Here is a 25,595-nt window from a genome sequence, read left to right as displayed (position 1 = left end):
ACAACCTAGTATTGGGGGGATTCGTTCCCAAGAGGCCATCACAAGAGCGTGACAGGACGTGAAAGATCGCGATCAAAAGCGACCCTTGATCGTGCATTTTTGCAATTATTTCAAAGCTGTAATGTGCCTGTCAGGCGCCTTGTCGAGGTTTGGTCCACAAGGCGCCAGGAACTCAGAAACCATTTGCCTGTGGCCGAAAAACACACGGCTTCTTAAGGCAAATCAGATGCTTCCGACAGTTTTCAATCTCGCCCTGGGGTGGATCTCGGCCTGCGACAGCACCGTCGTCTGGGCCCGGAACCGCTCCACCAGGGAGCGGACGAAGGGACGAATTGCCGCAGAGGTGACCAGCACCGGCGCCTCGCCTTCGCGGGCGGCGCGCTCGAACGCCTCGCGCACGCCGGTCATGAACTCCGACAATTTCGAGGGCTGCATCGCAAGGCTGCGCTCTTCGCCCTGGCCGATGATGGATTCGGCAAAGGCCTGCTCCCACCGCGCCGACAGCGCGATCAGCGGCAGATAGCCGGGATAGGAGGTGTTCTGCGCGCAGATCTGCCGCGCCAGGCGGGCCCGGACGTGCTCGACCATGGTGGCGGGATTGCGCGAGAAGGCGAGCGAGTCGGCGATGCCTTCGAGGATGGTGGAGAGATCGCGGATCGAGATGCGCTCGGCGAGCAGCAGCTGCAGCACGCGCTGGATGCCGGAGACCGTGACCTGTCCCGGCACGATGTCCTTGACCAGCTCGCCCTGCTCCTTCGGCAGCTCCTTGAGCAGTTTCTGCACCTCGCCGTAGGAGAGCAGGTCCGACATGTTGGCCTTGAGCAGCTCGGTGAGATGGGTCGAGAGCACGGTCGCGGCGTCGACGACGGTGTAGCCCTTGAGCGAGGCCTCCTCCTTGAGACTGGCATCGACCCAGGTCGCGGGCAGGCCGAAGGTCGGCTCGGTGGTGTGGATGCCGGGCACCTGCACCTGGCTGCCGCCGGGGTCCATCACCATGAACTGGTTCGGCCAGATCTTGCCGGTGCCGGCGTCGACCTCCTTGATCTTGATGATGTAGGTGTTGGCCTCGAGCTGGACGTTGTCGAGGATGCGCACCGCCGGCATCACAAAACCCATCTCGATCGCGAGCGAACGGCGCAGCGCCTTGATCTGCTCGGTGAGGCGGTCGGTGCCGTCGGGGCCGTTGACGAGCGGCAGCAGCGCATAGCCGAGCTCGATCTTGAGGTCGTCGATCTTGAGCGCCGCCGAGATCGGCTCTTCGGCCGCAGCCGTGCCCGCCGCACCCGGCGTTCCCGCAGCGGGTGCGGCCATGGCGGCTTCCTCGGCCTTGGCCGTCACCCGGTTGCGGTTGCGGGCGTGCCAGGCGAGCGCACCGGCGCCGGTGCCGAGCGCCAGGAAGGGGAGGGTCGGGATGCCCGGCAGGGCCGCCAGCACCAGCATGACCGCCGAGGACATCGCGAGCGCCTGCGGATAGCCGGAGAACTGCTTCATCAGCGCCTTGTCGGCGGCGCCGGAGACGCCGGCCTTGGAGACGAGCAGGCCGGCCGCGGTCGAGACGATCAGCGCCGGCACCTGGGTGACGAGGCCGTCACCGACGGTCAGCAGCGTGTAGCTGCGCCCCGCATCGGCAAAGGACATGCCCTGCTGCGCCACGCCGATGATCATGCCGCCGACGACGTTGATGAAGACGATCAACAGGCCGGCGATGGCATCGCCGCGGACGAATTTGGAGGCACCGTCCATGGCGCCGAAGAAGCCGCTCTCGTCCTCCAGCTCCTTGCGGCGGTGCTTGGCGACCTTTTCGTCGATCAGGCCGGCGCCGAGGTCGGCGTCGATCGCCATCTGCTTGCCGGGCATGGCGTCGAGGTGGAAGCGGGCGGCAACCTCGGCGATACGGCCCGAACCCTTGGTGATGACGACGAAATTGACGATGATCAGGATGGCGAAGACGATGATGCCGATGACGAAATTGCCGCCCATCACGAAGCTGCCGAAGGCCTCGATGACGTGACCGGCGGCCGCCGTGCCCTCGTGCCCGTGCGACAGGATCAGCCGGGTCGAGGCCATGTTGAGCGACAGGCGCAGCATGGTCGAGATCAGCAGGATGGTCGGGAAGGCCGAGAATTCCAGCGGTGTCTGGATGAACAGCGAGGTCATCAGGATCAGGATCGAGAGCGTGATCGAGATCGCCAGGAACAGGTCCAGCACGATCGCGGGCAGCGGCAGGATCAGCACCACCAGGATGGTGAGGATGCCGAGCGCCAGCGCGATGTCGCCGCGCTTGAGGACGTTGACGATCTCGTTGAGGGAGGGAATCGAGGGCCTTGCGCTGCCTACGCCCTGTCCCGCGGTGACGTCGACCATGGTAGCTGCCTCCCCGCGCGACTGCCGTCCGCGCGCCCCAAATGTCTGCGCGGCGGCCGAAGGGCCGCCGTTCCGAAAGTGAGGCACCGCACTGGCGTCCACGGGAGCTCCCGTTTTACGCGGCTGACGACACTCGACTTCACCCGGCAATTCTTGCCGGGTGTATGGTTAGCAAAGGGTTAACGCGGGGGTGGGAGAGGGGCGGACCGGGGTGTTTCGGGAGCCAAGGTCGTCATTCCGGGTTCGCGCTGCGCGCGCCCCGGAATGACCGGGCAACCCCTACTTCGCCTTGTCGATCTTGGTCACCGTATACCCCGACGCCGCCTCCTCGGCCTCGAAGGTGACCTTGTCGCCGACCTTCACCTGCTTGAGCATCGCCGCATCCTTGACGCGGTAGACCATGGTCATGGGGTCCTCCATGCCGAGGCTCTTGGCCGGCCCGTGCTTGAGCGTGATCTTGCCGGCGCCTTCGTCGACCTTCTTGACCTCGCCGCTGATCGCGGCGCCTTCGGCGGCGAGGGCGGCAGTGGTAAGGCCGACAGCCAGCGTCAGCGCTGCGGCAATGCGGATGATGCGGTTCATGGGAGGCTCCTTGTCGCTACTTCACGGTGACGTGGCCGACCATGCCGTAGTCGCGATGGTCGGGAATGAGGCACGAAAATTCGAACGTGCCGGCCTTGCTGAACTTCCAGAGGATCTCGGCCGTCTTGTTCGGTGCGAGCCTGACACCGTTGGGATCGTCGTGCTCCATGTGCGGATGCTTCTTCATCTCCACCGCATGCGCGAGATTCTCCTTGGGCGTGGCGAGCAGGAATTCATGGTCCTCCTTGCCGACATTGCGCAGCACGAAACGGACCTGTTCGCCGCGCTTGACGTCGATTTTGGCCGGCGCGTAGTCCATCTCGTTGAGCAGGATCTCGATGGTGCGCGCGGGCTTGTTGGGATCGCCGGGTTCGCCGGCCGAAAAACTCGCGTGCCCGTGCTTGTCGTGCGCAAGGACCGGCGCGGTCGACAGCGCCGCCAGCGCGAGGCCGAGCTTGATCGTCTTCATCGTTGTCTCCAGTTGGTGGTTCATCGAAACGCTCACATCTTCATCTTGTGCGTCGGCTTGCCCGGCTGCCGCACTGGTGCCGCATCGGGCGCCTCGACCTCGTAGGCGACGGTGCCTTGCGGAAACTTGTACGGGCCCGGATCGCGATAATCGTCGCGTGCGAGGTCCTCGCGGATCTTCATTACCGTGAACATGCCGCCCATCTCGATCGGGCCGAACTGGCCGGTGCCGGTCATCATCGGCAGCGTGTTGTCGGGCGCGGGCATCTCCATGTTGCCCATCGCCATGCCGGTCGAGCCCATCGCCATGCTGTCAGGCGCGAGCTTGCCGACCGCCTTGGCGAGGTCCTTGCGCGACACGCCGATCAAATTGCGCACCGCGTGTCCCATGGCGTTCATGGTGTGATGCGACTTGTGGCAATGGAACGCCCAGTCGCCGGGATTGTCGGCGAGCACGTCGAACACGCGCACGGCGCCGACCGGCACGTCGGTCGTCGTCTCCGGATATTGCGCGCTCTCCGGAATCCAGCCGCCATCGGTGCAGGTCACCGCGAAGCTGTGGCCGTGCAGATGGATCGGATGGTTGGTCATGCTGAGATTGCCGATCCGCACGCGCACCTTGTCGCCGAGCCTGACCGGCAGCGGATCGATGCCGGGAAACACCCGCGCATTCCAGGTCCACATGTTGAAGTCGGTCATCTCGTTGACCTGCGGCAGATAGGTGCCGGGATCGACGCGATAGGTGCTCATCACAAAGACGAAGTCGCGGTCGACCGGCCGGAAGTTCGGATCGCGCGGATGCACGACGACCATGCCCATCATGCCCATCGCCATCTGCACCATCTCGTCGGAATGCGGGTGGTACATGAAGGTCCCGCTCTTCCTCATCTCGAACTCGTAGACGAAGGTCTTGCCCGGCTGGATGTGCGGCTGGGTCAGCCCGCCGACGCCGTCCATGCCGCTCGGAATGATCATGCCGTGCCAGTGCACGGTGGTGTATTCGGGCAGGCGGTTGGTGACGAAGATGCGGACCTTGTCGCCCTCGACCGCCTCGATCGTCGGGCCCGGCGACTGGCCGTTGTAGCCCCACAGATTCACCTTCATGCCCTCGGCGAATTCGCGCACCACGGGCTCGGCGACGAGATGGAATTCCTTCCAGTCGCCGTTCATGCGAAACGGCAGCGACCAGCCGTTCAGCGTGACGACGGGGCGATAGTCGGGCCCGCTGACGGGATGCAGCGGCGGCTGCATCACCACCTTGTCCATGTGCGCAGCTTCCGGGATCGATGCCGCCTGCACGCGGCCCTGGACCGCGGATGCGCCGACGAGCGCGGCGGTGCCCAAAAATCCTCTGCGGGAAAACATTCCGGCCTCCATCTCAGTGGCCGCCATCGGCAGGCGCTGCCGCGGCGATGGTGGTTGAAGTGTCGCCGCCCGCAGCAGGCGCGCCGCCGCCATTGACGGCGGTCTGCAGGTCGGACTGGGCGAGGAAGAAACGTTGCCGGGCATCGATCGCGCCGCGCAGCGAGGCCAGACGCTGTCGTGCCTCGGTGAGCAGCGCAAAGATATCGACCTGCATGCTGGAGAAGCGGAGCTGCATCTCCTCGGTGATGATCTTACGCAACGGGATGATCTCGCGCTGGTAGTGGCTGGCGACGTCGTAAGCCGAGCGATAGATACGATAAGCATCGCGTGCCTCCGAGCGCACGTTGACGGCGCGCTCGGTCAGGCGGTTGAAGGCGAGATTGTAAGTCTCGGCCGCCTGTCGCACGCGGACTTCGCCGCCGTCGAAGATCGGGATCTGGAACTGCACGTCGAATCCGCGTTCGCGGAAGGGCGCGCCTTCGGGATCCCTGGTGCGGCGGGAGATGCCGGCGAGATCGAGCAGGGTTACGAAGCGCGTCGCCTCCGTGAGGTTCAGCGATTTCGCCAGCGCCGTCAGATCCAGTCGGGCGATCTGTAGATCGATGCGATGGGCCACCGCATCGGCCTCGATCAAGGGCAGTGCCTGCGGCCGGCGCGGCAGCGGCGGCAATTGATTGGGCAGACGGAAGTCGAGGCCGCCGTCCCACAATCCCATCAGCCGCGCGAGCCTTTCGCGCGCACTCGCCGCAGCCTGGCGCGCGGTGGCGAGGTCGGCGGTGGTCTCGGCGTAAAACACCTGCTCGCGGGCCTGGTCGAGCTTGTTGAGCGAGCCGGTCTCGCCGAGCTTGACCGCGAGCTGTGCGGTCGATTCCGCCGTCGCCTTCGCATCCGTCAGCAGCGCCACCATCTCGTTGCCGGCGACAGCACGCACGTAGGTGCCGCGGACGTCGGCGGCGAGCCGCAACGTCGCCAGCGCCGCGCGCAACTGCGCCTGGCGGAACCGGTCGCGGGCAATGTCGGAGCGGAACGGCAGGGTGGCGAGCGCTAGGATGTCGCCGACCACCTGGCGCTCGATCTCGCTGGCGCCGTTGCCTGAGATCCGCGAGATCGAGAACACGGGATTGGACGGCAGGCTCTGCTCGACCAGATCGGTCTCGGCCAGCGCCAGCTCGTTATAGACGGCTTGCAATCCCTTGTTGTTGAGCAGTGCGACCTGAACGGCGGCGTCCACGCCGAGCGTCCGCGACAATAATTGGCGAACGCGCGCGTCGACCACGCCCGCTCCCTCGGGCGTGCGAACGAAGGCGACATCCTTGTTGATGGTCTGGCTCGTCAGCTCGGAGACCGCGCTCATGCCGCTGTCGGGCGAGAACGCGGCGCAGCCGGCAAGACCGGGTGCGCAAAGGCTGAGCGTGGCGAGAACGAGCAGGCCTCGCGCGAATTGATGTGTCATGGCGCGCTCCTACCGGTCTTGCTTCGGCTGCGGCGTCACGGCCTCGTTGCGGTCGCGCCATGGCGCCGGCGCTGCAGGCCGCAGGCTGGTGTAGGGCGCAATGGTCGACCCATAGCCGACAGGCGCGACCTTCGCCGAGGGATCAGCGGGATCGGCGCCGGCGACTTGCGTCGTTGCCGGCATGCAGCCGGACAGCGCCAGCGCAAGTGCGGCCAGCAACGGCCAATGGAATCGAAAGTGTCGTCCTCGCGCCGTAGATGCGGCGGCGGACGTCGCCACGGAAAGCGTCAGCATGCTTCATCCCTGATCTGAAAGACCACAGGTCCGCGCGCGCAAACGCGCGCTCGGCCCGAAATCGTCGTGTCAGATCAGGCGATGGGAGGGCGGTAGTGCAGGGGCGGCGCCGTGCTGTGCAGGCTGGCCACGATCTCGGGGGCACAGGCGGAGACGGGCTGAACCGGCTTGGCGAAGCCAGGCAGATCGGCCGGCAGCGCGCTGATGCACATCATCGCGCAGCACGGTCCGGCCGTGCCCTTGCCGCCATGATGATGCGAAGAAGCGGGCGCGTCCTGCGCAGCGGCCTGGTGATGCGCGTGTGCCGCCGCGTGATCGTGCGAGCTGCCGTCGTGCATGTGACCGCCCGGCATCTGCTGATGCACCGGTGCGAGATCGGCCAGCAAGGTCTCATCGAGACACGGCGCCGGGCCGCTGCCCCAGGCGAGGCTTGCCGCCGGCGCGAGCACGCAGAACAGATAGGCGAGGGCAATGAAGCGCCCCACCTTGATCCGCATCGATCGTGTCAATCGCAGCAACATTCCGCCGACATGCTTTCGCGCGGCGATTTGCTCACGCGGATTGCAAACTAATGGCAAATCGCGCGTTCGCCAAGCTGCTTCTTACCGCAGTGCACCGCGCATGCCCAATATCGCGCCACGATGCTTGACCCTGTGACGATCCGCGGGCCATGTTCCGCCCCGTGCACGCGCCAAATCACTCCGGACAAACGCCTGGAACATTCAGCCCTGATTCCCGTCAGGCCTGGATACGGCTTGTGCTTGCGCTGGTGATCGGCTCGATCGGTGGCGTCGGCATGTGGGCGATCGTGGTGATGCTTCCCGCGGTGCAGACGGAATTCTCCGCCACCCGCGGCGCGGTGTCGCTGGCCTTCACCCTCATGATGTTCGGCTTCGGGCTCGGCGGCGTGATCGCCGGCAAGATCACCGACCGATTCGGCATCGTGCCGGCAATGGCGATCAGCATCGCCTTCCTCGGCGTTGCCAATGTGCTCGCGGGGCTGTCCGGGCAACTCTGGCAGTTCGTGGCAGCCTATTTTCTGATTGGGCTCGGAACGTCGGCGACCTTCGCGCCACTGATGGCGGAGGCTTCGCACTGGTTCGAGCGCTATCGCGGCCTCGCCGTGACCATCGTCGCGAGCGGCAATTATTTCGCCGGAACGATGTGGCCCCCGATCGTGAACTGGGGCATGCAGGAGGTTGGCTGGCGCTACACTCATATCGGCATCGGGCTCGTCTGCGTCAGCCTGATGACGATCCTCGTGCTGGTCCTGCGCGCACAGATTGGTCACGACAAGGTCCACGACCACGCCAATGCGCCGCCGCCGCGCGTCGATCTCAAGCTGTCGACCAACACGCTGACGGTGCTGCTCTCGATCGCCAGCATTTCCTGCTGTGTCGCCATGGCGATGCCGCAGGTGCATATCGTCGCCTATTGCGGCGATCTCGGCTACGGCGTGGCGCGCGGCGCCGAGATGCTGTCGCTGATGATGGCCTGCGGCATCGTCAGCCGGATCGGCTCGGGCTTCCTCGCCGACAAGATCGGCGGCATCCGCACGCTGCTGGTGGGATCGCTGGCGCAGGGATTCGCGCTGGTGTTCTATCTGTTCTTCGACAGCCTCGCCTCGCTCTATCTCATCTCCGCGATGTTCGGCCTGTTCCAGGGCGGCATCGTGCCGAGCTACGCCATCATCGTGCGCGAGGCGATGCCGGCGAGCGAAGCCGCAACGCGCGTCGGCATCGTGATCTTCGCCTCGGTGTTCGGCATGTCCTTCGGCGGCTGGGTGTCGGGCATCATCTTCGATGCGACCGGTTCCTACGCCGCGGCGTTCGCGAACGGTGTGGCGTGGAACGCGCTCAATATCGGCATCGTCCTGACGCTGTTGATCCGCTCGCGGATGAAGTCGATCAGGACCGGACCGGGCTTTGCAACCTAAGCCGCCTGTTCCGCCTTCAACAGCGAGCAGCCGGTGATCTTGTAGCTGCCGTCCGCCTGCTGCTCGAGCGTGTAGAGGGCTTCCCACGCCTCGCCATTGGCGTCGATGATATGAACGCGCTGCGCGATCCAGCTGCCTTCGCTCTTGCTGTCTCCGAACTCGAAACTCTTGTGCCGGTAGACCGGCGCATAACCGCTTTGCACCATCGACATGAAGGCGCCAGGTGCGGGGAAGATCTCCTTGATCGCCGGCGCGGCGTGGGAATAGGCCGCGGCCGCATCGTCGCGCGCAAAAGCCTGCTCCTGGGCGCGGATGACGCCCTGCGCCGAGGCAATATCGTCGGCAAAGGCTGCGGTGGAGCTGAAGATAATACTGATAGCGACCAGCAAGGCGGCAATGCGCATGACAGGCTCCGCGTTGAAATCCCGGCAATGCTGATCCTAGCATGACCTCTGGGAAATACGGGCGCGCTATCGCTTCCGTTTCACCGCCGGCTTCGCTGGCTTGGCCACGCGCGCCCTGGTCTTGGCAGCGGATTGCACCCGCAGCCCGTCGACGAACACGTCGAGCAGGCGCAGCACCGAGGATTGCCATCCCGGCTTATCGTGCATGTAGCACATCCCGAAAAACGCCCGCAGCAGGTCCTCCGGAACGATGTCGGCGCGCATCTGGCCGGCTGCGACCGCGCGCTCGAGCAGCGAGCCGATCGCCTTGGTCAGCCGGTCCATCGAGAAAACGGCAAGTTCCGACGAGCTCTGATACGCCAGCGCCAGCGCGGCCAGCATGCCTTTTTTCGTGGCGACGAATTCGACGGCGGACTGCAGCCAGCGCCGCAGCGCCTCGACCGGATCCTTGGCGCTTCGCAGATGCTCGGCAAGCTCGCTGAGCTGCTCGACCTCGCGTCGGTACACGGCCTCGAACAGATCCTCGCGCGTCGGAAAATGCCGATAGAGCGTGCCGATGCCGACGCCGGCGCGCTTGGCCACGGCCTCCAGGCTCGCTTCCGGGCCGCCCGCGTTGAAAACGGCCTTGGCGGCTTCGAGCACGCGCTCGCGATTGCGCACGGCATCGGCGCGGGGCTTCCGGGTCTGGTCGCTGTGGTCGTCCATATCGGGCAATGTAGATCACGAATTGGTTAGATTGAACCCTTGTTGAACCCTTGCCGGGCTGCATCGCGTTGGTGGCGCATGGGCTTTTGACCAATTCCAATATTTTTCCACCGGCCCTTGTTAAGCGGAGGGAGCCTCCGTATCTTCGCCTGGATGTTGGCCGGCTTCTGCCCGCGTCAACGTAGATCGACGGCGGCCACGGCGGTGGCGCGCTGCGCGATCACTCATGTCCAAATCTGATCGGAGCCTTGTATGAACCACTCCATCAGCCTCACCGTGAACGGTGCGCGGCGCGACTTCGTCCTCGACGATCCGCGCGTCACGCTGCTCGATCTCTTGCGTGAGCGCCTCCATCTCACCGGAACCAAGAAGGGATGCGACCGCGGCCAGTGCGGCGCCTGCACAATTCTGGTCGACGGCAAGCGTATCAACTCGTGCCTCGCGCTCGCGGTCAGTCATGACGGAGCCGATATCCTCACCATCGAGGGCGTTGCGCGCGGCGACCAGCTGCATCCGGTGCAGGCCGCCTTCATCGCCCATGACGGCTTTCAGTGCGGCTTCTGCACGCCCGGCCAGATCATGAGCGCGATCGGCATGATGCAGGAAGCGCAGGCCGGCAACGATCCCGAACGCATCCGCGAATGCATGAGCGGCAATCTGTGCCGCTGCGGCGCCTATGCCGGCATCGTCGATGCCGTGCTCGACGCGCAAGGACGCGCTGACGAAACCAAACAGAGGCGCTCCGCATGAAACCGTTCGATTATGTCAGGCCGACCACCGTCACCGAGGCCGTTGCCGCGGCGGCCCAGCCCGGCGCCGTCTATCTCGCCGCCGGCACCAATCTGCTCGATTTGATGAAAGGCGGCGTCAGCCGTCCGGATCGTCTCGTCGACGTCACGCATCTCGAAGGGCTCGACGGCATCGAGCGCCTCGCCGATGGCGGCCTGCGCGTTGGCGCCCTGGTGAGCAACGCCGATCTCGCGCATAATGCGGACTTCGCGAGGTCCTATCCGGCCGTCGTCGAAGCGCTGCTCTCCGGCGCATCCGCGCAGCTGCGCAATGCCGCGACCGTCGGCGGCAATCTCTTGCAACGGACGCGCTGCGCGTATTTTTACGACACTGCCAGCCGCTGCAACAAGCGCGAGGCCGGCAGCGGCTGCGACGCCCGCGGCGGCGAGAACCGCACCCACGCGGTGCTCGGCTGGAGCGAGAGCTGCATCGCCACGCATCCCTCCGATTTCTGCGTGCCGCTGGTCGCGCTCGGTGCGGTCGTCGAGATCGAGGGCCGGGGCGGCCGGCGCGAGATCGCGCTCGACGAACTACATCGCCTGCCCGGCGATACGCCCGAGCGCGAGTCCGCGCTCGAGCCCGGCGATCTCATCGTTGCGGTGCGCCTGCCGCCGATGGCGCGCGAATTTGCCTCGCATGCGCGCTACCTCAAGGTTCGCGAGCGCACCTCCTACGCCTTCGCGGTGGTCTCGGCCGCGGCTGCGTTGCGGATCGAGAACGGCAGGATCGCCGAAGCGCGGCTCGCACTTGGCGGTGTCGCCGCAAAGCCTTGGCGCGCCCGCGCTGCGGAGGACGTTCTCAAGAGCGTCGCGCCCACGGCCGACGCCTTCCAGGAAGCCGCCTGGCGTGCGCTTACCGACGCAAAGCCGTCCGGCGACAACGCCTTCAAGATCGAGCTCGCGCGCCGCATCGTCGTGCGCGCGCTGACCCTCGCCGCCGCCGGGACGCCCGCGCGCCTGCCCGCCCTGCCGGCCTCTCCCTTTGCCTCGACATCAGGAGCCATCCATGCCTGAGCTCAACCTCACCAGCGCACCTGCCCATCTGAGGCACGGCTCGAACATCGGCCAGCCGCTGACCCGCCGTGACGGCGTCCTCAAGGTCACGGGGCAGGCGACCTATGCCGCCGACAATCATCCGCCCGGCATGCTGTTTGCGGTGATCGCGACCTCCAGCATCGCGCGCGGACGTGTGGCGTCGCTCGATGTCGCTGCCGCCAAACGTCATCCCGGCGTCGTCGACGTCATGACGCAGGACCACAAGCCACCGCTTGCCATCGACCCCGAGATCAAGACCAATCCCTTCGTGTTTCGGATGGAGGCTTTGCAGAGCAACGAGGTCCGCTACGCCAATCAGCCGATCGCCGTCGTGATCGCCGAGACGCTTGAAGCCGCGACGGAAGGTGCCGCGCTGCTGGCGCCGCGCTACGAGGCGCAGCCTCCGCTCATCGGCCTCGATGCCGGCGAGAGTTTTGTGCCGCCCGTCGTCGGCGTCGGCAACCCCACCGAAAATCACCGCGGCGATGTCGAGGCGGGCCTTGCCTCGGCCGAGGCGCAAATCGACGCGACCTATGAGACGCCGCCGCAATATCACAACGCGATGGAGCCGCATGCGGTCGTGGCTCACTGGGATGGCGACAGGCTGTCCGTCGACATGCCGACCCAGGGCCTGAAGCTGTCGCTCGCGCGCATCGCCGAGCTGTTCGGCATCGCGCACGACAAGATCCACATCCGCAGCCCGTTCCTCGGTGGCGGCTTCGGATCGAAGGGGCTCATGGGCGGTCCGCCGGTCCTCGGCATCATGGCCGCGAAGCTGGTCGGCAGGCCGGTCAAGCTGGTGCTGCGCCGTGAGCAGATGTATGGCCCGGTCGGCCATCGCGCGCCGACCCGTCAGCGCTTGCGCATCGGCGCCGACGGTGAGGGGCGCCTCACCGCGCTCGATCACCATGCGCGGACCGTGTCGAGCACGTTCGACGATTTCTACGAGCCCGCGGCCGATGCCTCGCATACGCTCTATGCGGCACCTGCGATCCGGACCTCGCATGACGCCGTACGCGTCAACACCGGCACGCCGCTGTTCATGCGGGCGCCGGGTGAGGCAACGGGATCGATCGCGCTCGAAAGTGCGATCGACGAGATGGCCTGGGCCTGCGGCATCGATCCGCTCGCCTTTCGCCTGAAGAACTATGCCGAGGTCGAGCCGATCACCGGCAAGCCGTTCTCGTCAAAGGCGCTGCGGGCCTGTTACGACCAGGGCGCTGCGCGCTTCGGCTGGTCGAAGCGTCCGCTGCAGCCGCGGCAGATGCGCGATGATGCCGGCCTGCTGGTCGGCTGGGGCATGGGCACCGCGACCTTCCCGGCGCTGATGTTCCAGGCCGAAGCGCGCGCGGCGATCCGACGCGATGGCTCAGGCGCCATGGAGATTGGCGCGCACGACATGGGGCAGGGCGCCTGGACGGCACTGGCCCAGATCGCGGCCGACGCCGTCGGCCTCGATATCGACCGCGTCGCGTTCAAGGCGGGGACATCGGACCTGCCCGATGCCGGTATTGCCGGCGGCTCCGCCCACACCGCGACCACGGGTGCGGCGATCCATAGCGCCGGCGCGGCCGTGATCGCAAAGCTCGCCGATCTCGCCACCAATGACGAGCGCTCGCCGCTGTTCGGCGCCGGCAATGCCGGCGTGATCGCGCGCGACGGCAGATTGATCCGGCGCGACGACGAGAGCCGCGGTGAGAGCTACACGGAGATCCTCGCGCGCGCCGGCGTCGCCGAGGTCGAGGCGCGCGGCACTGGTGCGCCGAACCCTGCGGCGATGGAGGAATATGCGATGCATGCCCATGGCGCGGTGTTCGCGGAGGTGAAGGTCGATCCCGAGCTCGGCCAGGTCCGCGTCAGCCGCATGATCGGGGCCTTCGCCGCCGGGCGCATCGTCAACCCGCGCATGGTGCAAAGCCAGCTGTTCGGCGGCATGATCTGGGGGATGTCGTTTGCGTTGCATGAGGAGGCCGTCACCGACCGGCGCAGCGGCCGGATCATGAACGCTGATCTCGGCGAGTACCATGTCCCCGTGAATGCCGACGTGCCGCCGCTCGATGTGATCACGGTCGAGGAGCACGACCCGCACGTCAATGCGCTCGGCATCAAGGGCGTCGGGGAGATCGGCATCACCGGCAGTGCCGGCGCGGTCGCGAACGCCGTCTGGCATGCGACCGGCGTGCGCGTGCGCAAATTCCCGATCCGGATTGAGGAGTTGCTGACGCAGCGTTGAGGCGGCAGGCGGGGCGAGGCCTGCTCGCTCCGCCGCGGCGATCAGTTCATCATCCTGCGGAGAGCCTTGATCTGCTCTCTCTGTGCTTCGATGTGTTTTGCGATGGCCTTGCGCAGCTCGCGCGAGTGGAGCTTATCCGTGTCGCGCAGGACTTCGTCGAGCGCAGCTTCCGCATTGACAAGAGTGATCTTCATGCGCGGGCCTCTGTTACGAAGCGGCCCCGGAGACCTAGGAGTCCGGGGCCATAACCTCAGCACCTCTAAGCCAGGCTGCTCGGCTACGGTTCGTAATATATAGCGGTCTGGCGCGTGGAAATTGAGATAGCTCAAGCACCGTAAGATACCGGTGTTCCCTGCTATTTGCGGATCGGCTGGCCGCGCCTCAGAACGTCGGCGGCGTGCAGGCCGAGATCACCTCGCACGGCTTGCCGCCGACGCAGCGGAACCGATGCGGGCGGCGGCTCTCGAAATAATAGGCATCGCCCGGGTTGAGGATGCGCCGCTCGTCCTCGACGGTGACCTCGAGCTTGCCCGAGATCACGATGCCGCCTTCCTCGCCGTCGTGGACGAGATGGACGCGTCCGGTGTCGCTGCCGGGCTCGTAGCGTTCTTTCAGGATCTGCAGGCTGCGACCGAACAGATTGTCGCCTACTTGCTGATACGAAATCGGCTTCTTGCCGACTTCGGTCAGCTCCTCGGCGCGGTAGAAGATCTTGCGCCTGGACTCCGGCTCCAGCGCGAAAAACTCGGCGAGCCCCATCGGGATGCCGTCGAGGATGCGCTTGAGCGCGCCGACCGAGGGGTTCATCTGGTTGGATTCGATCAGCGAAATCGTCGAATTGGTGACCCCGGCACGCTTGGCCAGCTCGCGCTGCGACAGCTTGTGGCGCGCCCGGATGAATCGCAGCCGTCCACCGATGTCGACGCTCATGGCCCAGGTCCTGTTGCAGGTGTTGCGGATCGCGCAAATATGGACCGGCGGCCCCAGTTAAATCAATGGCTTGCAGGTCACCAGAAAAGGACTTGTTGCGCATTCCAAGCCGTGGCTCTGCTAGAGGGTCAGCAAAGGAGCGCGGCCGTGACCCTTCATCAGATTCCGAACACTATCAAGACCGACTCGTTCTGGATGCCGTTCACGGCCAATCGGCAGTTCAAGAAGGCGCCGCGCCTGTTCTCCTCGGCCGAGGGCATGCATTACACCACCGTGGACGGCCGCAAGGTGATCGACGGCTCCGCCGGTCTCTGGTGCGTCAATGCCGGCCACGGCCGCAAGCAGATCGCCGCCGCAGTCGAGCGCCAGCTGATGACGCTGGACTTCGCGCCGTCGTTCCAGATGGGCCATCCGCTGGCGTTCGACTTCGCCGAGCGGCTCGCCGAGATCGCGCCGAAGGGCCTCGACCGCATCTTCTTCACCAATTCCGGCTCCGAATCGGTCGACACCGCGCTGAAGATCGCGCTCGCCTATCACCGCGCCAACGGCCAGGCGAGCCGCACCCGCCTGATCGGCCGTGAGCGCGGCTATCACGGTGTCGGCTTCGGCGGCACCTCGGTCGGCGGCATGGTCGCCAACCGCCGCGCCTTCGCGACGCTGCTGCCGGGCGTCGACCACATCCGCCATACCCACGATCTCACCCGCAACGCCTTCGCCAAGGACCAGCCGGAGCATGGCGCCGAGCTCGCCGACGATCTCGAGCGGCTGGTGGCTCTGCACGGCGCCGAGACGATCGCCGCCGTCATCGTCGAGCCGGTGCCGGGCTCGACCGCGGTGCTGCCGCCGCCGAAGGGCTACCTGCAGCGCCTGCGCGAGATCTGCGACAAGCACGGCATCCTCCTGATCTTCGACGAGGTCATCACCGGCTTCGGCCGTCTCGGCACGCCGTTCGCCGCCAACTTCTTCGGCGTCACGCCTGATATGATGACGACCGCCAAGGGCATCACCAACGGCACCATTCCCTGCGGCGCGGTGTTCGCGCATCGCAAGGTGCATGACGCCATGATGATCGGCCCGGAAAACGTCATGGAGCTGTTCCACGGCTACACCTATTCGGCGCATCCGACCGCCTGTGCCGCCGGAATCGCGACGCTCGACATCTACAAGGACGAGGGCCTGCTCACGCGCGGTGCGTCGATCGCCGAATACTGGCGCGACGCGCTGCATTCGCTGAAAGGCCTGCCCAACGTCATCGACATCCGCAACTGCGGCTTGATGGGCGCGGTAGAGCTGTCGCCGCGCGACGGCGCGGTCGGTGCGCGTGGCTACGACGTCATGGTCGACTGCTTCAATCGCGGGCTGTACTTCCGCATGAGCGGCGACTCCTTTGCGCTGTCGCCCCCGCTCATCGTCGAGAAGAGCCATATCGACGATATCGTGTCGATCCTTGGTGACGCCATCAAGCGGGTGGCCTGATAATTGCTCTCGCCGTTGCGAGTTGTTTCCTTGCAGCGGCGAGCGTGATGCCGCGGGAGTTTGACCAAGCGTGAAAGTTCTGATCCTCGGCAGCGGTGTCATCGGTGTCACCTCTGCCTACTACCTTGCGCGTGCCGGCCACGAGGTCACGGTCGTCGACCGTCAGCCTGAGCCGGCGCTGGAGACCTCTTTCGCCAACGCCGGCGAAGTGTCGCCCGGCTATTCCTCGCCCTGGGCGGGCCCCGGCGTGCCGGTAAAGGCGGTCAAGTGGCTGCTGATGAAGCACGGCCCGCTCGTGATCCGGCCGAAGCTCGATCCGGTGATGTGGGTCTGGCTGCTCAAGATGCTGCGCAATTGCACCAGCGCACGTTACGCGGTCAACAAGAGCCGGATGATCCCGATCGCGGAGTACAGCCGCGATTCCCTGCGCGATCTGCGCCGCGACATCGGCATCCAGTATGATGAGCGCTCGCAAGGCACGCTGCAGCTGTTCCGTTACCAGGCCCAGCTCGACGGCACCGCTGAGGACATCGCCGTGCTCAAGCAATACGGCGTGCCGTTCGAGGTACTGAGCCGCGAGGGCTGCATCGCGGTCGAGCCGGCGCTCGCAGGCGTGAAGGAAAAGTTCGTCGGCGGGCTTCGCCTGCCGCAGGACGAGACCGGCGACTGCCACATGTTCACGCAGGCGCTGGCCAAGCATGCCGAGGCGCTCGGCGTGCGTTTCATGTTCAACACCGGCATCGACCGCATCATCACCGACGGCGCGCGCGTCAGCGGTGTTGTGACCAGTGCCGGCACATTGCAGGCCGACGCTTACGTCCTCGCGCTCGGAAGCTGGTCGTCGCGGCTCGCCGCGCCGCTCGGCATTTCGCTGCCGGTCTATCCGGTGAAGGGCTATTCGATCACGGTGCCGATCAAGGAGGCCGCAGGCGCGCCGGAATCGACCGTGATGGACGAGAGCTACAAGGTCGCGATCACGCGGCTCGGCAATCGAATCCGCGTCGGCGGCACCGCCGAAATCTCGGGCTATTCGGACAAGCTCTACGATGCGCGCCGCGCTACGCTCGATCATTCGCTGACCGATCTGTTCCCGCGCGGCGGCGATCTCGCCAAGGCGACGTTCTGGAGCGGCCTGCGTCCGATGACGCCGGACGGCCCGCCGGTGATCGGCCCGACGCAATACGCCAATCTCCACCTCAACACCGGCCACGGCACGCTCGGCTGGACCATGTCCTGCGGCTCCGGGCGCGTGCTTGCGGACATGCTGTCAGGCAAGAAGCCGGACATCGACGTCAGTGCGCTGACGGTGGACCGGTACAATCACCGGTTCGGGTGATTTCTTCGCCTCTCCCCCGCGTGCGGGGAGAGGCCGGAATTTGCGAGAGCAAATTTCGGGTGAGGGGGAGTCTCCGCGAGTCCCGCTGCTACCGTCTTTGCGGAAGCGGCCCCTCACCCCGACCCTCTCCCGTAAGAACGGGGAGAGGGAGAGCAGTCAGCCCGCACCCGTCACGCAGTTCACCCACAGCACCACAGCCTTCGCATCCTCGGCCGGATTTGAAAACCGGTGCGGCCTTCGGCTGGCAAAGCGAAAGCTGTCGCCGGTCTTCAGCGACCATGTCTCGCTGTCCACTGTCAGCATCATCTCGCCCTCGAGCACGAGGCCGGCCTCTTCGCCGTCATGGGTGTAGAGCTCGTCGCCGGTGGAGCCGCCGGGCTCCAGATGCACCAGGAACAGATTGAGCTTGTTGTCAGCGCTGGCCGGGCTCAGCAATTGCTTGGAGACGCCGGTGCGCCAGAGCTTCAGCTCGGGCCGCTGCAGCCCACGCGTCACCACCTGATCGGAGGTGCCGTCGGCGCTCGGGCTTGCGCCGAACAGTGCGGCGATGCCGACGCCGAGCACGTCGGCGAGCGTCGCCAGCACGCGCAGCGATGGTGACGACAGGCCGCGCTCGATCTGGCTGAGAAAGCCGATCGACAGTGAGGTGCGCGCCGCGACCGTTTCCAGCGAGAATTGCCTGACGCGCCTGAGATCCCGGATGCGGCGGCCGACCGCGACGTCCATCGCAGGCTCCGCCGGCTTGGTGACGGCTTTGGGCTTCACCCGCTTCGCCGGCTTGGTTGCCGCCGGTTTGCGCATTCGTTTGCCACCGCTCACGTCAAACCGCTTCCTTCATGTGCATGAAAACCACTTGCATCATCAGCGAAAGTGTGACCAAATTTTCATATTGGTGAAAATAGGCCGAAACGGCTCGACTCGCAACACCCGCGAGCGCCGCCATCGGCCAGACCCAAAGGAGGATGCGATGAAGCGTTTTGGTCTGGCCGCGGTCGCGGCGCTCGCACTGGCAGCCGTAACGCCCGCTTCGGCGCAGCAGGTGCTGAAGGTCGGCTCGACCCCGACAGGCATTCCCTTCACCTTCCTCGACACCAAGACCAACACCATCCAGGGCATCATGGTCGATCTCGTCACCGAAGTGGGCAAGGATGCCGGCTTCAACGTGCAGATCGAGCCGATGCAGTTTTCGGCACTGATCCCGTCGCTGACCTCGAGCAAGATCGACATCATCGCCGCCGCGATGTTCATCACCGCGCCGCGCAAGGAGGTCGTCGACTTCTCCGATCCGATCTACACCTATGGCGAAGGCCTCGTCGTGCCGAAGAGCGACACCAAGGCCTATGCCACGCAGGAGGATCTGAAGGGCGAGACGGTCGGCGCCCAGGTCGGCACCGCCTTCGTCGACGCGCTGAAGAAGTCCGGCCTGTTCGCCGACGTGAAGGCCTACGACACCATTCCGGACATCCTGCGCGACGTGAACACCGGCCGCCTCAAGGCCGGCTACGCCGATTATCCGATCCTCGCTTACAACCTGAAGCAGGGCGGCTTCCCCGAAGTGCGCCTCGTTGACGGCTACAAGCCCGTCACCGTCGGCTCGGTCGGCATCGGCGTACGCAAGGGCGAGACGGCGCTGCTCGGCAAGATCAACGCTTCGCTCGCGAAGCTGAAGGCCAATGGCACCATCGACAAGATCCTCGACAAATGGGGCCTCAAGGCTCAGGGCTGATCGATAGAGACTAGGCTGCCCGATGAAAGGCTTCTGGCACGACGTCGTCGAGTTCTTCCCGATCCTGATGAACGGCGTCGTGTTGACGATCGTCGTCACCATCGGCTCGCTGCTGCTCTCGACGGTGCTCGGCCTGATCTGGGCGATGATGCGGGTCTCCGGCATCAAGGCGCTGTCGATGATCAGCGCCAGCCTGATCAACGTGATCCGCGGCATCCCGATCATCGTGCTGTTGTTCTACCTCTACTTCGTGATGCCCGATCTCGGCGTCACGCTGTCCGCCTTGCAGGCTGCGATCCTCGGGCTCGGCATCGCCTATTCGGCCTATCAGGCGGAAAACTTCCGCGCCGGTATCGAGGCGATCGACAAGGGGCAGATCGAGGCGGCACAGTCGATCGGCATGGGCTGGTGGCTGACGATGCGCCGCGTGATTCTGCCGCAAGCCGTGCGCATCGTGCTGCCGCCTTACGGCAACGTCATGATCATGATGCTGAAGGATTCCTCGCAGGCTTCGACCATCACGGTCGCCGAGCTCGCACTGCAGGGCAAGCTGATCGCGTCCTCGACCTTCAAGAACACCAGCGTGTTCACGCTTGTTGCGTTGATGTATCTCACCATGAGCATCCCGCTGATCCTGCTGGTCCGTCACTTCGAGAAGCGGGCCGGCAAGCGATGATCGAACTGAGCGACGTCCACAAGAGCTTTGGCGAGAACGAGGTGCTCAAGGGCATCACGGCCTCGGTGCAGAAGGGCGAGGTGGTCTGCATCGTCGGTCCCTCCGGGTCCGGCAAGTCCACCATCCTGCGCTGTATCAACGGGCTCGAAAGCTACGACCGCGGGGAGATCAGCGTCGAGGGGCTCAAGGTCGACCGCGACGCGCCGTCGATCGTGAACATCCGCACCCAGGTCTCGATGGTGTTCCAGCGCTTCAATTTGTTTCCGCATCGCACCGCGCTTGAGAACGTCATCGAAGGACCGCTCTATGTGAAGAAGGAATCGCGCGCGCAGGCGCTCGATCGCGGCCGCGCGCTGCTCGCCCAGGTCGGGCTTGCCGAGAAGGCCGATGCGCATCCGCCGCAACTCTCCGGCGGCCAGCAGCAGCGCGTCGCGATCGCGCGGGCCCTCGCCATGCAGCCCAAGGCGATCCTGTTCGACGAGCCGACCTCGGCACTCGATCCTGAACTGGTCGGCGATGTCCTCGGCGTGATGCGCAAGCTCGCCGACGACGGCATGACCATGGTGGTCGTCACCCACGAGATGGGCTTTGCCCGCGACGTTGCCGACCGCGTGCTGTTCATTGACGGCGGTGTCATCGTCGAGCAGGGGCCGGCCAAGGCGCTGCTCAACCAACCCCAGCATCCGCGCACGCAGGATTTCTTGCGGCGTGTGCTGCATCCGCTCTGACCGGACTTCGCCATGCCTGCGCGCCTGCCTCTGCCGCCCTCGCTCTATGCCGACACCGCCGTCGCGCCGGTTGCCACGCCGCCGCTCGATACGGGCAAGAATGTTTCGGTCGCGATCATTGGCGGTGGTTACACCGGCCTGTCCACCGCGTTGCATCTGGCGGAGCAGGGTGTCGAGGCGCTGGTGCTGGAGGCGCAGGAGCCGGGCTGGGGCGCGTCCGGAAACAATGGCGGCCACACCAATCCCGGTCTGAAGCACGATCCTGATCAGATCGAGGCTGATTTCGGCGCTGACCTCGGCCGCCGCATGATCGCGTTCTCCTACGGCACCACCAACTTCACCCATGACCTGATCCGCCGTTACCAGATCCCCTGCGAGGCGCGGCAGAACGGCACGCTGCGTGCGGCATATAACGCGACCAGCGCCGCGGCGATCGAGACGACGGCGCAGCAATGCATCCGCCGCGGCATGCCGGTGACATATCTGAACCGCGGGCAGCTGCGCGAGATGACCGGCACCGACCGCTACATCGGCGCCATGCTGGATGCGCGCGGCGGCGATCTGCATCCCCTCAGCTACGCCCGTGGTCTCGCACGCGCCGCGATCTCGGCCGGCGCGAAGGTGCATGGCGAGACGCCGGCGCTGTCACTGCGCCGCGATGGCAGAAGCTGGCGCATCGAGACGCCGCGGGCGGTGGTTCATGCCGACAAGGTCCTGCTCGCCACCAACGGTTTTACCGGAGATCTCTGGCCCGCGCTCCGCCGCACCATCGTGCCGGTGTTCTCGTCGATCGCGGCCACGGCGCCGCTCTCCGATGCGGTGGCCAGCTCGATCATGCCGACGCGGTCCGTGTTGTACGAGAGCGGCCACATCACCGTCTACTACCGCATCGACCAGCACAATCGCCTGCTAATGGGCGGCCGCGGCCCGATGCGCTGGATCAAGTCGCCGCACGACGTCGCCTATCTCATGCGCTATGCCGAGCGGCTGTGGCCGCAATTGAAAGGCGTTGCCTGGACTCACGGCTGGAATAGCCGTCTCGCCATCACCGGGGATCACTATCCCCATGTGCATGAGCCGGCCGAAGGCATCCTGATCTCGCTCGGCTGCAACGGCCGCGGCGTCGCGCTCGCGACCGCGATGGGGGCGCAACTCGCGCGCCGGCTGATCGGCGGCGCCGAGGCCGAGATCGACATGCCCATCACGGGCATCAAGCCGATCCCGATGCACGCGTTCTGGCCGGTGGGTGTGACGACCGCGGTGATTACGGGCCGCATACGGGACCGGCTCGGCATGTGAAGAAGGCGTCGCCCGGTCAGGAGCGGCGCCTTGCATCATTGGCAGATATCCGACTTCAGCAGCGGCCTTGTTTCCACAGGCCGGGCGGGCACCCGTGACCGCGCCAGCCGACCTTGCGTCCGCGCGACCATCCGGGCGGTGAGCCGTGGTGATGATGGCCCATCGAATGACCATGATCATGACCATGGCCGTGCCCATGTCCGCCTCCATGTCCGCCTCCATGTCCGCCACCATGGCCGCCCTTGGCCAGGGCAGGACTGGTGAATGTGAGGCCGGCTGCAAGGATCAGCGACGCGGCGAGCGCAAGTTTCTTCATCATGTCCTCCACTGGGGCGAGCGCATTTGTCCGTTCAATCAATGAACGACGGGTAGGTAAGTTCCTTGCGAATGTGGAGGAGTCGTGACGCTCGCGGAGATGCGCGATGGCGCATCGAATCAACGCAAGCTGGCGCAGTCTGGCACTGATCTGCGCGTCGAGCGTGCCCCGGACGCTGCGCAGCAGCGTAAGAACGCTGCAGCGCGTCCGGGACACGAGAGAGGCTCGCGTCGTGGCCGCGTGGGCGCGATGACCCGTTGAAGCAGTTGCGCGTCTCTGCTAGCGCCCGCTTCTTATTCGACGAACGCTCAGGCTTCTGCCACCGCCTCGGCCCAGGGCTGAAAGATCTCGACCGCGCCGGAATTCGTGTCGCCCTCGCGCATCACCACGCTCGGGCAGGCGAATTTTTGCGGCAAGGCCTGCACGCGGGTCTCTTCATAGTCGAAGCGCGAGCCCAGCGTCTTGCGCACGTCCCCAGGCAAGCGAGCATCGCCGATCACCACCGCGCCCTCGCTGGCGTCGATGCGCGGCTGGTGGATGGCGGCATCGAGGTCCATGCCGAAGTCCATCGCGAACGACAGGAGCTGCATCACCGACGGCAGGATGCGGCGGCCGCCTGAGGCGCCGACCGCGAGCCGCTTGCCGTCCCTGGTCTCGGCGATGACGGGCGTGTAGTTGCAGAGGCAGCGCTTGCCGGGTGCGAGCGAATTGGTGGTGCCCGGTGTCGGATCGAACCACATGATGCCGTTGTTCATGGCGATGCCGGTGTGCGGCGTCACATATCTCGAGCCAAAGGACGAGAGCAGCGTCTGCGTCACCGCGGCGATGTTGCCGTGTCGGTCGACCACGGAGAAATGCGTGGTGCAGGCGGGCGCCAGATATTCCGCACCGAGCGAGCGTTTGCCGTCGGCATCGCCCATGTCCTTGAGCCGCTCGCGGAAGGCCGCTTGCAGAGCGAGCGCATATTCGACATAGGCGGCTGCGTCCGGCGCGCTTGCCGGCTTCAGGCTCTGCTGCAACAGGCGCAGCGCGTGTGCCATGGTGGGCCCGGCCGTGAGCTCTGGCGTCGCATACACCTTGCCGCCGCGATACGGGATCGCCAGCGGCTCGCGCAGATGCGCGCGGAAGGCGGCGAGGTCCTCGACCGACAGCGAACCGCCATCGGCCTTGATGTCGGAGGCGATGCTCCTGGCGAGATCGCCCTGGTAGAAATCGCGCGGTCCGGCCTCGGCGAGATGCGACAGCGTCGCTTTCAGCGTGTCCTGCGGCAGCCGCGTCTCGGCCTTGATGCCCCATGGCGCGCTCGGCGGCAGCCCATCCTTCAGGAACGCCGCCGCGCTGGCGGAATAGCGCCTGAGATCGGCGGCCGAGCCCGAGATCGTCACCGTGGTCCACCAATCGACCAGCAGGCCTTCGCCGGCGAGCCTGGCTGCCGGCGCGACCAGATCCTTCCACGGCATCTTGGCGTAACGGCGATGCGCCTCTTCCATCCCGGCGACGACGCCGGGCACGGCGATCGACCCGGGGCCGTGGATGTTGCGATCGTCCTTCACCCGCGGCCAGGGAAAGAGATCGGACGCCGCGCCTTCGCCGCTGAGCGGATAGTCGGCAACGCGCAGGCTCTGCGGCGCGCACATGCCGTAGTCGATCACCTCAAAGCGATTTTCCCTGGCGCGGTAGAGCACCATCGCACCGCCGCCGCCGATGCCGCTATTCCAGGGCTCCAGCACATTCAGCGCCATGGTGGTCGCCACAATCGCGTCCACGCAGTCACCGCCCGCCGCCAGCACCTGCGCCCCGACTTCGGCCGCTCGCCGCGATTGCGAGGCGACGATGCCGCCCTTGGAGGTGACGGCGGGTTTGCGGACGGTTTGGTTGAGGCTGAACTGATGAGGCATGATGTCGTCTTGATCTCTGTTGTTCTGGCGCCAGCTGTGCTGGCGCGGCAGCTCGGCATTGGCGGGACGTGCGAAGGATGGCACATTGCCGCCAACGAGAAAATCCAAAGGGAGACGCGACATGGCTGGTGTGAAACAGGCGCGGGATGGCGCGGTCGGGATCCTGACGCTGGACGAGCCGGCGAGCCTGAACGCGATGACGCCGGACCTGCTCGGCGCGCTCGCCGCCGCCATCGGCGAGATGGCGCAGGACGAGGGTATTCGAGCCCTGATCCTCACTGGCGCGGGGCGCGGTTTTTGCTCAGGACAGAATTTGAAGGCGTCGGAAGCGCTGGGTGAGGATCTTGCTGCCGGCGTCATGCGCCTCTACTGGCCCGCCTTCAAGGCGCTGCGCGAATGCCGCGTGCCCGTCGTCGTCGCCGTCAATGGCGTCGCGGCCGGCGGCGGCTTCAGCCTGGCGATGGCCGGCGACATGATCGTGGCGGCGCGGTCGGCGAGCTTCATCCAGGTGTTCAGCCGCATCGCGCTGGTGCCGGATCTCGGCTCGACCTGGCTGTTGCCGCGGCTGATCGGTCGCCAGCGCGCCCTCGAGCTGATGCTGCTGAACGAGCCGCTGACGGCCGAACGGGCCCAGGAGATCGGCCTGGTGCGGCAGGTCGTGGACGACGCGAAGCTGATGGACGAGGCGCTGATTCTGGCGCGCCGTCTGGCGGAGGGCCCGACACGCGCTTTGGTGGCAACGCGCCTGCTCGTCGAGGAGAGCGAGCATGCGACCTACGAGGCGCAATTCCGCCGCGAGATCGAGCTCCAGGCGGTGGTTCGCAAGAGCGCGGACGCGATCGAGGGGCGCAATGCCTTCGTTGAGAAGCGCAAGGCTACGTTTACCGGGAGGTGAGGTAGGGACCGCTTGCCCTACTCGTCATGCCCAGGCATAGCCGTCCGAAGGACGGCGTCGCTTACGCTCGCCTATGTCCGGCATCCACGTCTTTGACCCACGTCCAAAAACGTAGATGGCCGGGACAAGCCCGGCCATGACGAAGGAGAGACGGAGTTGGAAGCGGCGAGGCCGTAGCGCTCAGAGCGAGCGGTTCAGCCGGCTGCCCTGATACTTGGCGCGCCATTTGGGGCCCGGCCCGCGCATGTAGTGCAACTCGGGGCGGTAGGGGTCGCCCGCGACCCTGATCAGCGTCTGCCATTTGGCGGCGACGAAGTTCACGGGCTGGCGGAACAGGCTCAGTGAAGCGAGCAACATGACATCACCTCAATGCGGCTTGCCGAGCATGGCGGTGAAGGGAAGATCGAACAGATCCTCGCCGTCGGAGCCGCTGACATGGATCACCCAATCGCGCCAGTCTTCAGCGCCGGGCGTCTGGATCATCGAATTCATGATCTGGGAGGCACGGTCGCGCGCCTCCGTGAGATTGGAGACGGCGGCGCCGTAGCGGTCGATCAGCGTGCCCTCGGTGTTGGAGCAGTGAAAATAGACCTGGACCATATGCGCCTCCTGGCGGAGCAACTTGGATGGCAAATCGATACCACCCGAAGCCTTCGCGAAACATTCGGGTCGAGCCCGGTAAGGGAAT

Annotated in this window: 27 protein-coding genes; 12 read left to right on the top strand and 15 right to left on the bottom strand. The window is 65.8% G+C overall.

All coding sequences use genetic code 11. From position 1 onward, the window contains the following. Positions 1-222 precede the first annotated feature (222 nt). From flhA to CIT37_RS32340, 7 genes are all read right to left on the bottom strand, one after another. Positions 223-2,364, bottom strand: a complete 2,142-nt coding sequence (gene flhA / locus CIT37_RS32370) for a flagellar biosynthesis protein FlhA (protein WP_161966251.1) — start codon at positions 2,362-2,364, stop codon at positions 223-225. 279 nt (positions 2,365-2,643) lie between these two features. Beyond that, positions 2,644-2,946 (bottom strand): copper-binding protein, encoded by a 303-nt coding sequence (locus tag CIT37_RS32365; protein WP_038949761.1) that lies wholly within the window; start codon positions 2,944-2,946, stop codon positions 2,644-2,646. A gap of 16 nt (positions 2,947-2,962) precedes the next feature. Continuing rightward, positions 2,963-3,415 (bottom strand): cupredoxin domain-containing protein, encoded by a 453-nt coding sequence (locus CIT37_RS32360; protein ID WP_161966250.1) that lies wholly within the window; start codon positions 3,413-3,415, stop codon positions 2,963-2,965. Positions 3,416-3,447: 32 nt separating this feature from the next. After that, on the bottom strand, positions 3,448-4,779 hold the full coding sequence (locus tag CIT37_RS32355; protein ID WP_028142202.1) for a copper oxidase: 1,332 nt from the start codon (positions 4,777-4,779) through the stop codon (positions 3,448-3,450). Between the two features lie 13 nt (positions 4,780-4,792). Next, positions 4,793-6,232 (bottom strand): TolC family protein, encoded by a 1,440-nt coding sequence (locus CIT37_RS32350; protein WP_095425580.1) that lies wholly within the window; start codon positions 6,230-6,232, stop codon positions 4,793-4,795. A gap of 9 nt (positions 6,233-6,241) precedes the next feature. Next, positions 6,242-6,526 (bottom strand): hypothetical protein, encoded by a 285-nt coding sequence (locus tag CIT37_RS32345; RefSeq protein ID WP_028142204.1) that lies wholly within the window; start codon positions 6,524-6,526, stop codon positions 6,242-6,244. Positions 6,527-6,600: 74 nt separating this feature from the next. Then, positions 6,601-7,023 (bottom strand): hypothetical protein, encoded by a 423-nt coding sequence (locus CIT37_RS32340; RefSeq protein ID WP_244429174.1) that lies wholly within the window; start codon positions 7,021-7,023, stop codon positions 6,601-6,603. A gap of 173 nt (positions 7,024-7,196) precedes the next feature. Between CIT37_RS32340 and CIT37_RS32335 the strand changes: the two genes are divergently transcribed. Next, positions 7,197-8,462: an MFS transporter gene (locus CIT37_RS32335; RefSeq protein ID WP_038972080.1), complete on the top strand. Its 1,266-nt coding sequence runs from the start codon at positions 7,197-7,199 to the stop codon at positions 8,460-8,462. Here CIT37_RS32335 and CIT37_RS32330 read toward each other — a convergent pair. Further along, on the bottom strand, positions 8,459-8,866 hold the full coding sequence (locus tag CIT37_RS32330) for a DUF4864 domain-containing protein (protein WP_095425579.1): 408 nt from the start codon (positions 8,864-8,866) through the stop codon (positions 8,459-8,461). The two genes, CIT37_RS32335 and CIT37_RS32330, sit on opposite strands and share 4 nt — an antisense overlap. Positions 8,867-8,932: 66 nt before the next feature. Further along, on the bottom strand, positions 8,933-9,571 hold the full coding sequence (locus CIT37_RS32325) for a TetR/AcrR family transcriptional regulator (protein ID WP_028142208.1): 639 nt from the start codon (positions 9,569-9,571) through the stop codon (positions 8,933-8,935). Positions 9,572-9,823: 252 nt separating this feature from the next. Here CIT37_RS32325 and CIT37_RS32320 point away from each other — a divergent pair, with 252 nt between their 5' ends. The 3 genes from CIT37_RS32320 to CIT37_RS32310 are packed head-to-tail and all read left to right on the top strand — an operon-like array spanning position 9,824 to position 13,627. Continuing rightward, positions 9,824-10,321: a (2Fe-2S)-binding protein gene (locus CIT37_RS32320; protein WP_038949755.1), complete on the top strand. Its 498-nt coding sequence runs from the start codon at positions 9,824-9,826 to the stop codon at positions 10,319-10,321. Further along, the gene (locus CIT37_RS32315; RefSeq protein WP_095425578.1) at positions 10,318-11,373 is read left to right on the top strand and encodes an FAD binding domain-containing protein; all 1,056 of its coding nucleotides are present in this window, start codon (positions 10,318-10,320) and stop codon (positions 11,371-11,373) included. Before CIT37_RS32320 ends, CIT37_RS32315 begins: the two co-directional genes overlap by 4 nt. Next, positions 11,366-13,627: a xanthine dehydrogenase family protein molybdopterin-binding subunit gene (locus CIT37_RS32310; RefSeq protein WP_095425577.1), complete on the top strand. Its 2,262-nt coding sequence runs from the start codon at positions 11,366-11,368 to the stop codon at positions 13,625-13,627. Before CIT37_RS32315 ends, CIT37_RS32310 begins: the two co-directional genes overlap by 8 nt. A 41-nt stretch (positions 13,628-13,668) precedes the next feature. Here the strand turns inward: CIT37_RS32310 and CIT37_RS32305 are convergent, their stop codons facing one another. Further along, a complete protein-coding gene (locus CIT37_RS32305; protein WP_167456551.1) occupies positions 13,669-13,821 on the bottom strand; it encodes a hypothetical protein in 153 nt (50 codons plus the stop codon). 187 nt (positions 13,822-14,008) lie between these two features. Continuing rightward, positions 14,009-14,557 carry a type II toxin-antitoxin system RelB family anti-toxin gene (gene relB / locus CIT37_RS32300; protein WP_038972074.1) on the bottom strand — a complete coding sequence of 183 codons (549 nt, stop codon included), beginning with the start codon at positions 14,555-14,557 and terminating at the stop codon, positions 14,009-14,011. A 147-nt stretch (positions 14,558-14,704) separates the two neighbouring features. Between relB and aptA the strand changes: the two genes are divergently transcribed. Together aptA and CIT37_RS32290 are read left to right on the top strand one after the other, a co-directional pair. Further along, positions 14,705-16,033 (top strand): omega-aminotransferase AptA, encoded by a 1,329-nt coding sequence (aptA, locus tag CIT37_RS32295; RefSeq protein ID WP_049801758.1) that lies wholly within the window; start codon positions 14,705-14,707, stop codon positions 16,031-16,033. Between the two features lie 70 nt (positions 16,034-16,103). Next, complete coding sequence (locus CIT37_RS32290) at positions 16,104-17,369, top strand: D-amino acid dehydrogenase (RefSeq protein ID WP_095425576.1); 1,266 nt, start codon at positions 16,104-16,106, stop codon at positions 17,367-17,369. A gap of 156 nt (positions 17,370-17,525) precedes the next feature. Here CIT37_RS32290 and CIT37_RS32285 read toward each other — a convergent pair whose 3' ends face one another. Next, on the bottom strand, positions 17,526-18,170 hold the full coding sequence (locus CIT37_RS32285; RefSeq protein WP_161966249.1) for a helix-turn-helix domain-containing protein: 645 nt from the start codon (positions 18,168-18,170) through the stop codon (positions 17,526-17,528). A gap of 166 nt (positions 18,171-18,336) precedes the next feature. Between CIT37_RS32285 and CIT37_RS32280 the strand changes: the two genes are divergently transcribed. The 5 genes from CIT37_RS32280 to CIT37_RS32260 all read left to right on the top strand — a co-directional run bounded on the left by CIT37_RS32280 (position 18,337) and on the right by CIT37_RS32260 (position 22,159). After that, positions 18,337-19,095 carry an ABC transporter substrate-binding protein gene (locus CIT37_RS32280; protein WP_028142216.1) on the top strand — a complete coding sequence of 253 codons (759 nt, stop codon included), beginning with the start codon at positions 18,337-18,339 and terminating at the stop codon, positions 19,093-19,095. A 22-nt stretch (positions 19,096-19,117) separates the two neighbouring features. Then, a complete protein-coding gene (locus tag CIT37_RS32275) occupies positions 19,118-19,771 on the top strand; it encodes an amino acid ABC transporter permease (RefSeq protein ID WP_095425574.1) in 654 nt (217 codons plus the stop codon). Further along, positions 19,768-20,499, top strand: coding sequence for an amino acid ABC transporter ATP-binding protein (locus CIT37_RS32270; protein ID WP_095425573.1), 732 nt, complete (start codon positions 19,768-19,770; stop codon positions 20,497-20,499). Before CIT37_RS32275 ends, CIT37_RS32270 begins: the two co-directional genes overlap by 4 nt. A gap of 12 nt (positions 20,500-20,511) precedes the next feature. Next, positions 20,512-21,798 (top strand): NAD(P)/FAD-dependent oxidoreductase, encoded by a 1,287-nt coding sequence (locus CIT37_RS32265; RefSeq protein ID WP_095425572.1) that lies wholly within the window; start codon positions 20,512-20,514, stop codon positions 21,796-21,798. A 166-nt stretch (positions 21,799-21,964) separates the two neighbouring features. Beyond that, positions 21,965-22,159 (top strand): hypothetical protein, encoded by a 195-nt coding sequence (locus tag CIT37_RS32260; protein WP_167456545.1) that lies wholly within the window; start codon positions 21,965-21,967, stop codon positions 22,157-22,159. 263 nt (positions 22,160-22,422) lie between these two features. Here CIT37_RS32260 and CIT37_RS32255 read toward each other — a convergent pair whose 3' ends face one another. Beyond that, on the bottom strand, positions 22,423-24,012 hold the full coding sequence (locus tag CIT37_RS32255) for a gamma-glutamyltransferase family protein (protein WP_095425585.1): 1,590 nt from the start codon (positions 24,010-24,012) through the stop codon (positions 22,423-22,425). Between the two features lie 121 nt (positions 24,013-24,133). Here CIT37_RS32255 and CIT37_RS32250 point away from each other — a divergent pair, with 121 nt between their 5' ends. After that, positions 24,134-24,907: an enoyl-CoA hydratase-related protein gene (locus tag CIT37_RS32250; RefSeq protein WP_028142222.1), complete on the top strand. Its 774-nt coding sequence runs from the start codon at positions 24,134-24,136 to the stop codon at positions 24,905-24,907. 180 nt (positions 24,908-25,087) lie between these two features. Here the strand turns inward: CIT37_RS32250 and CIT37_RS32245 are convergent, their stop codons facing one another. Together CIT37_RS32245 and CIT37_RS32240 are read right to left on the bottom strand one after the other, a co-directional pair. Beyond that, complete coding sequence (locus CIT37_RS32245; protein ID WP_162832249.1) at positions 25,088-25,264, bottom strand: hypothetical protein; 177 nt, start codon at positions 25,262-25,264, stop codon at positions 25,088-25,090. Positions 25,265-25,273: 9 nt separating this feature from the next. Continuing rightward, the gene (locus tag CIT37_RS32240; protein ID WP_018316955.1) at positions 25,274-25,507 is read right to left on the bottom strand and encodes a DUF6894 family protein; all 234 of its coding nucleotides are present in this window, start codon (positions 25,505-25,507) and stop codon (positions 25,274-25,276) included. Positions 25,508-25,595 lie beyond the last annotated feature (88 nt).

The organism is Bradyrhizobium ottawaense, assembly GCF_002278135.3.
Classification (GTDB): domain Bacteria; phylum Pseudomonadota; class Alphaproteobacteria; order Rhizobiales; family Xanthobacteraceae; genus Bradyrhizobium; species Bradyrhizobium ottawaense.
The sequence above is the reverse complement of the archived record's forward strand: the minus strand, read 5'-3'. Positions and strand labels throughout refer to the sequence as shown.

Excerpts from the sequence above, each read along its gene's own strand:
- CIT37_RS32345 (WP_028142204.1), bottom strand. The coding sequence starts at position 6,526 with ATGCTGACGCTTTCCGTGGCGACGTCCGCCGCCGCATCTACGGCGCGA.
- CIT37_RS32280 (WP_028142216.1), top strand. The coding sequence starts at position 18,337 with ATGAAGCGTTTTGGTCTGGCCGCGGTCGCGGCGCTCGCACTGGCAGCC.
- CIT37_RS32265 (WP_095425572.1), top strand. The coding sequence starts at position 20,512 with ATGCCTGCGCGCCTGCCTCTGCCGCCCTCGCTCTATGCCGACACCGCC.
- CIT37_RS32355 (WP_028142202.1), bottom strand. The coding sequence starts at position 4,779 with ATGTTTTCCCGCAGAGGATTTTTGGGCACCGCCGCGCTCGTCGGCGCA.
- CIT37_RS32285 (WP_161966249.1), bottom strand. The coding sequence starts at position 18,170 with ATGCGCAAACCGGCGGCAACCAAGCCGGCGAAGCGGGTGAAGCCCAAA.
- CIT37_RS32250 (WP_028142222.1), top strand. The coding sequence starts at position 24,134 with ATGGCTGGTGTGAAACAGGCGCGGGATGGCGCGGTCGGGATCCTGACG.
- CIT37_RS32320 (WP_038949755.1), top strand. The coding sequence starts at position 9,824 with ATGAACCACTCCATCAGCCTCACCGTGAACGGTGCGCGGCGCGACTTC.
- CIT37_RS32275 (WP_095425574.1), top strand. The coding sequence starts at position 19,118 with ATGAAAGGCTTCTGGCACGACGTCGTCGAGTTCTTCCCGATCCTGATG.
- CIT37_RS32365 (WP_038949761.1), bottom strand. The coding sequence starts at position 2,946 with ATGAACCGCATCATCCGCATTGCCGCAGCGCTGACGCTGGCTGTCGGC.
- CIT37_RS32350 (WP_095425580.1), bottom strand. The coding sequence starts at position 6,232 with ATGACACATCAATTCGCGCGAGGCCTGCTCGTTCTCGCCACGCTCAGC.
- flhA (WP_161966251.1), bottom strand. The coding sequence starts at position 2,364 with ATGGTCGACGTCACCGCGGGACAGGGCGTAGGCAGCGCAAGGCCCTCG.
- CIT37_RS32335 (WP_038972080.1), top strand. The coding sequence starts at position 7,197 with ATGTTCCGCCCCGTGCACGCGCCAAATCACTCCGGACAAACGCCTGGA.
- CIT37_RS32270 (WP_095425573.1), top strand. The coding sequence starts at position 19,768 with ATGATCGAACTGAGCGACGTCCACAAGAGCTTTGGCGAGAACGAGGTG.
- CIT37_RS32255 (WP_095425585.1), bottom strand. The coding sequence starts at position 24,012 with ATGCCTCATCAGTTCAGCCTCAACCAAACCGTCCGCAAACCCGCCGTC.
- CIT37_RS32305 (WP_167456551.1), bottom strand. The coding sequence starts at position 13,821 with ATGAAGATCACTCTTGTCAATGCGGAAGCTGCGCTCGACGAAGTCCTG.
- CIT37_RS32310 (WP_095425577.1), top strand. The coding sequence starts at position 11,366 with ATGCCTGAGCTCAACCTCACCAGCGCACCTGCCCATCTGAGGCACGGC.
- CIT37_RS32360 (WP_161966250.1), bottom strand. The coding sequence starts at position 3,415 with ATGAAGACGATCAAGCTCGGCCTCGCGCTGGCGGCGCTGTCGACCGCG.
- CIT37_RS32245 (WP_162832249.1), bottom strand. The coding sequence starts at position 25,264 with ATGTTGCTCGCTTCACTGAGCCTGTTCCGCCAGCCCGTGAACTTCGTC.
- CIT37_RS32325 (WP_028142208.1), bottom strand. The coding sequence starts at position 9,571 with ATGGACGACCACAGCGACCAGACCCGGAAGCCCCGCGCCGATGCCGTG.
- CIT37_RS32340 (WP_244429174.1), bottom strand. The coding sequence starts at position 7,023 with ATGCGGATCAAGGTGGGGCGCTTCATTGCCCTCGCCTATCTGTTCTGC.
- CIT37_RS32260 (WP_167456545.1), top strand. The coding sequence starts at position 21,965 with ATGACCATGATCATGACCATGGCCGTGCCCATGTCCGCCTCCATGTCC.
- CIT37_RS32240 (WP_018316955.1), bottom strand. The coding sequence starts at position 25,507 with ATGGTCCAGGTCTATTTTCACTGCTCCAACACCGAGGGCACGCTGATC.
- CIT37_RS32330 (WP_095425579.1), bottom strand. The coding sequence starts at position 8,866 with ATGCGCATTGCCGCCTTGCTGGTCGCTATCAGTATTATCTTCAGCTCC.
- relB (WP_038972074.1), bottom strand. The coding sequence starts at position 14,557 with ATGAGCGTCGACATCGGTGGACGGCTGCGATTCATCCGGGCGCGCCAC.
- CIT37_RS32315 (WP_095425578.1), top strand. The coding sequence starts at position 10,318 with ATGAAACCGTTCGATTATGTCAGGCCGACCACCGTCACCGAGGCCGTT.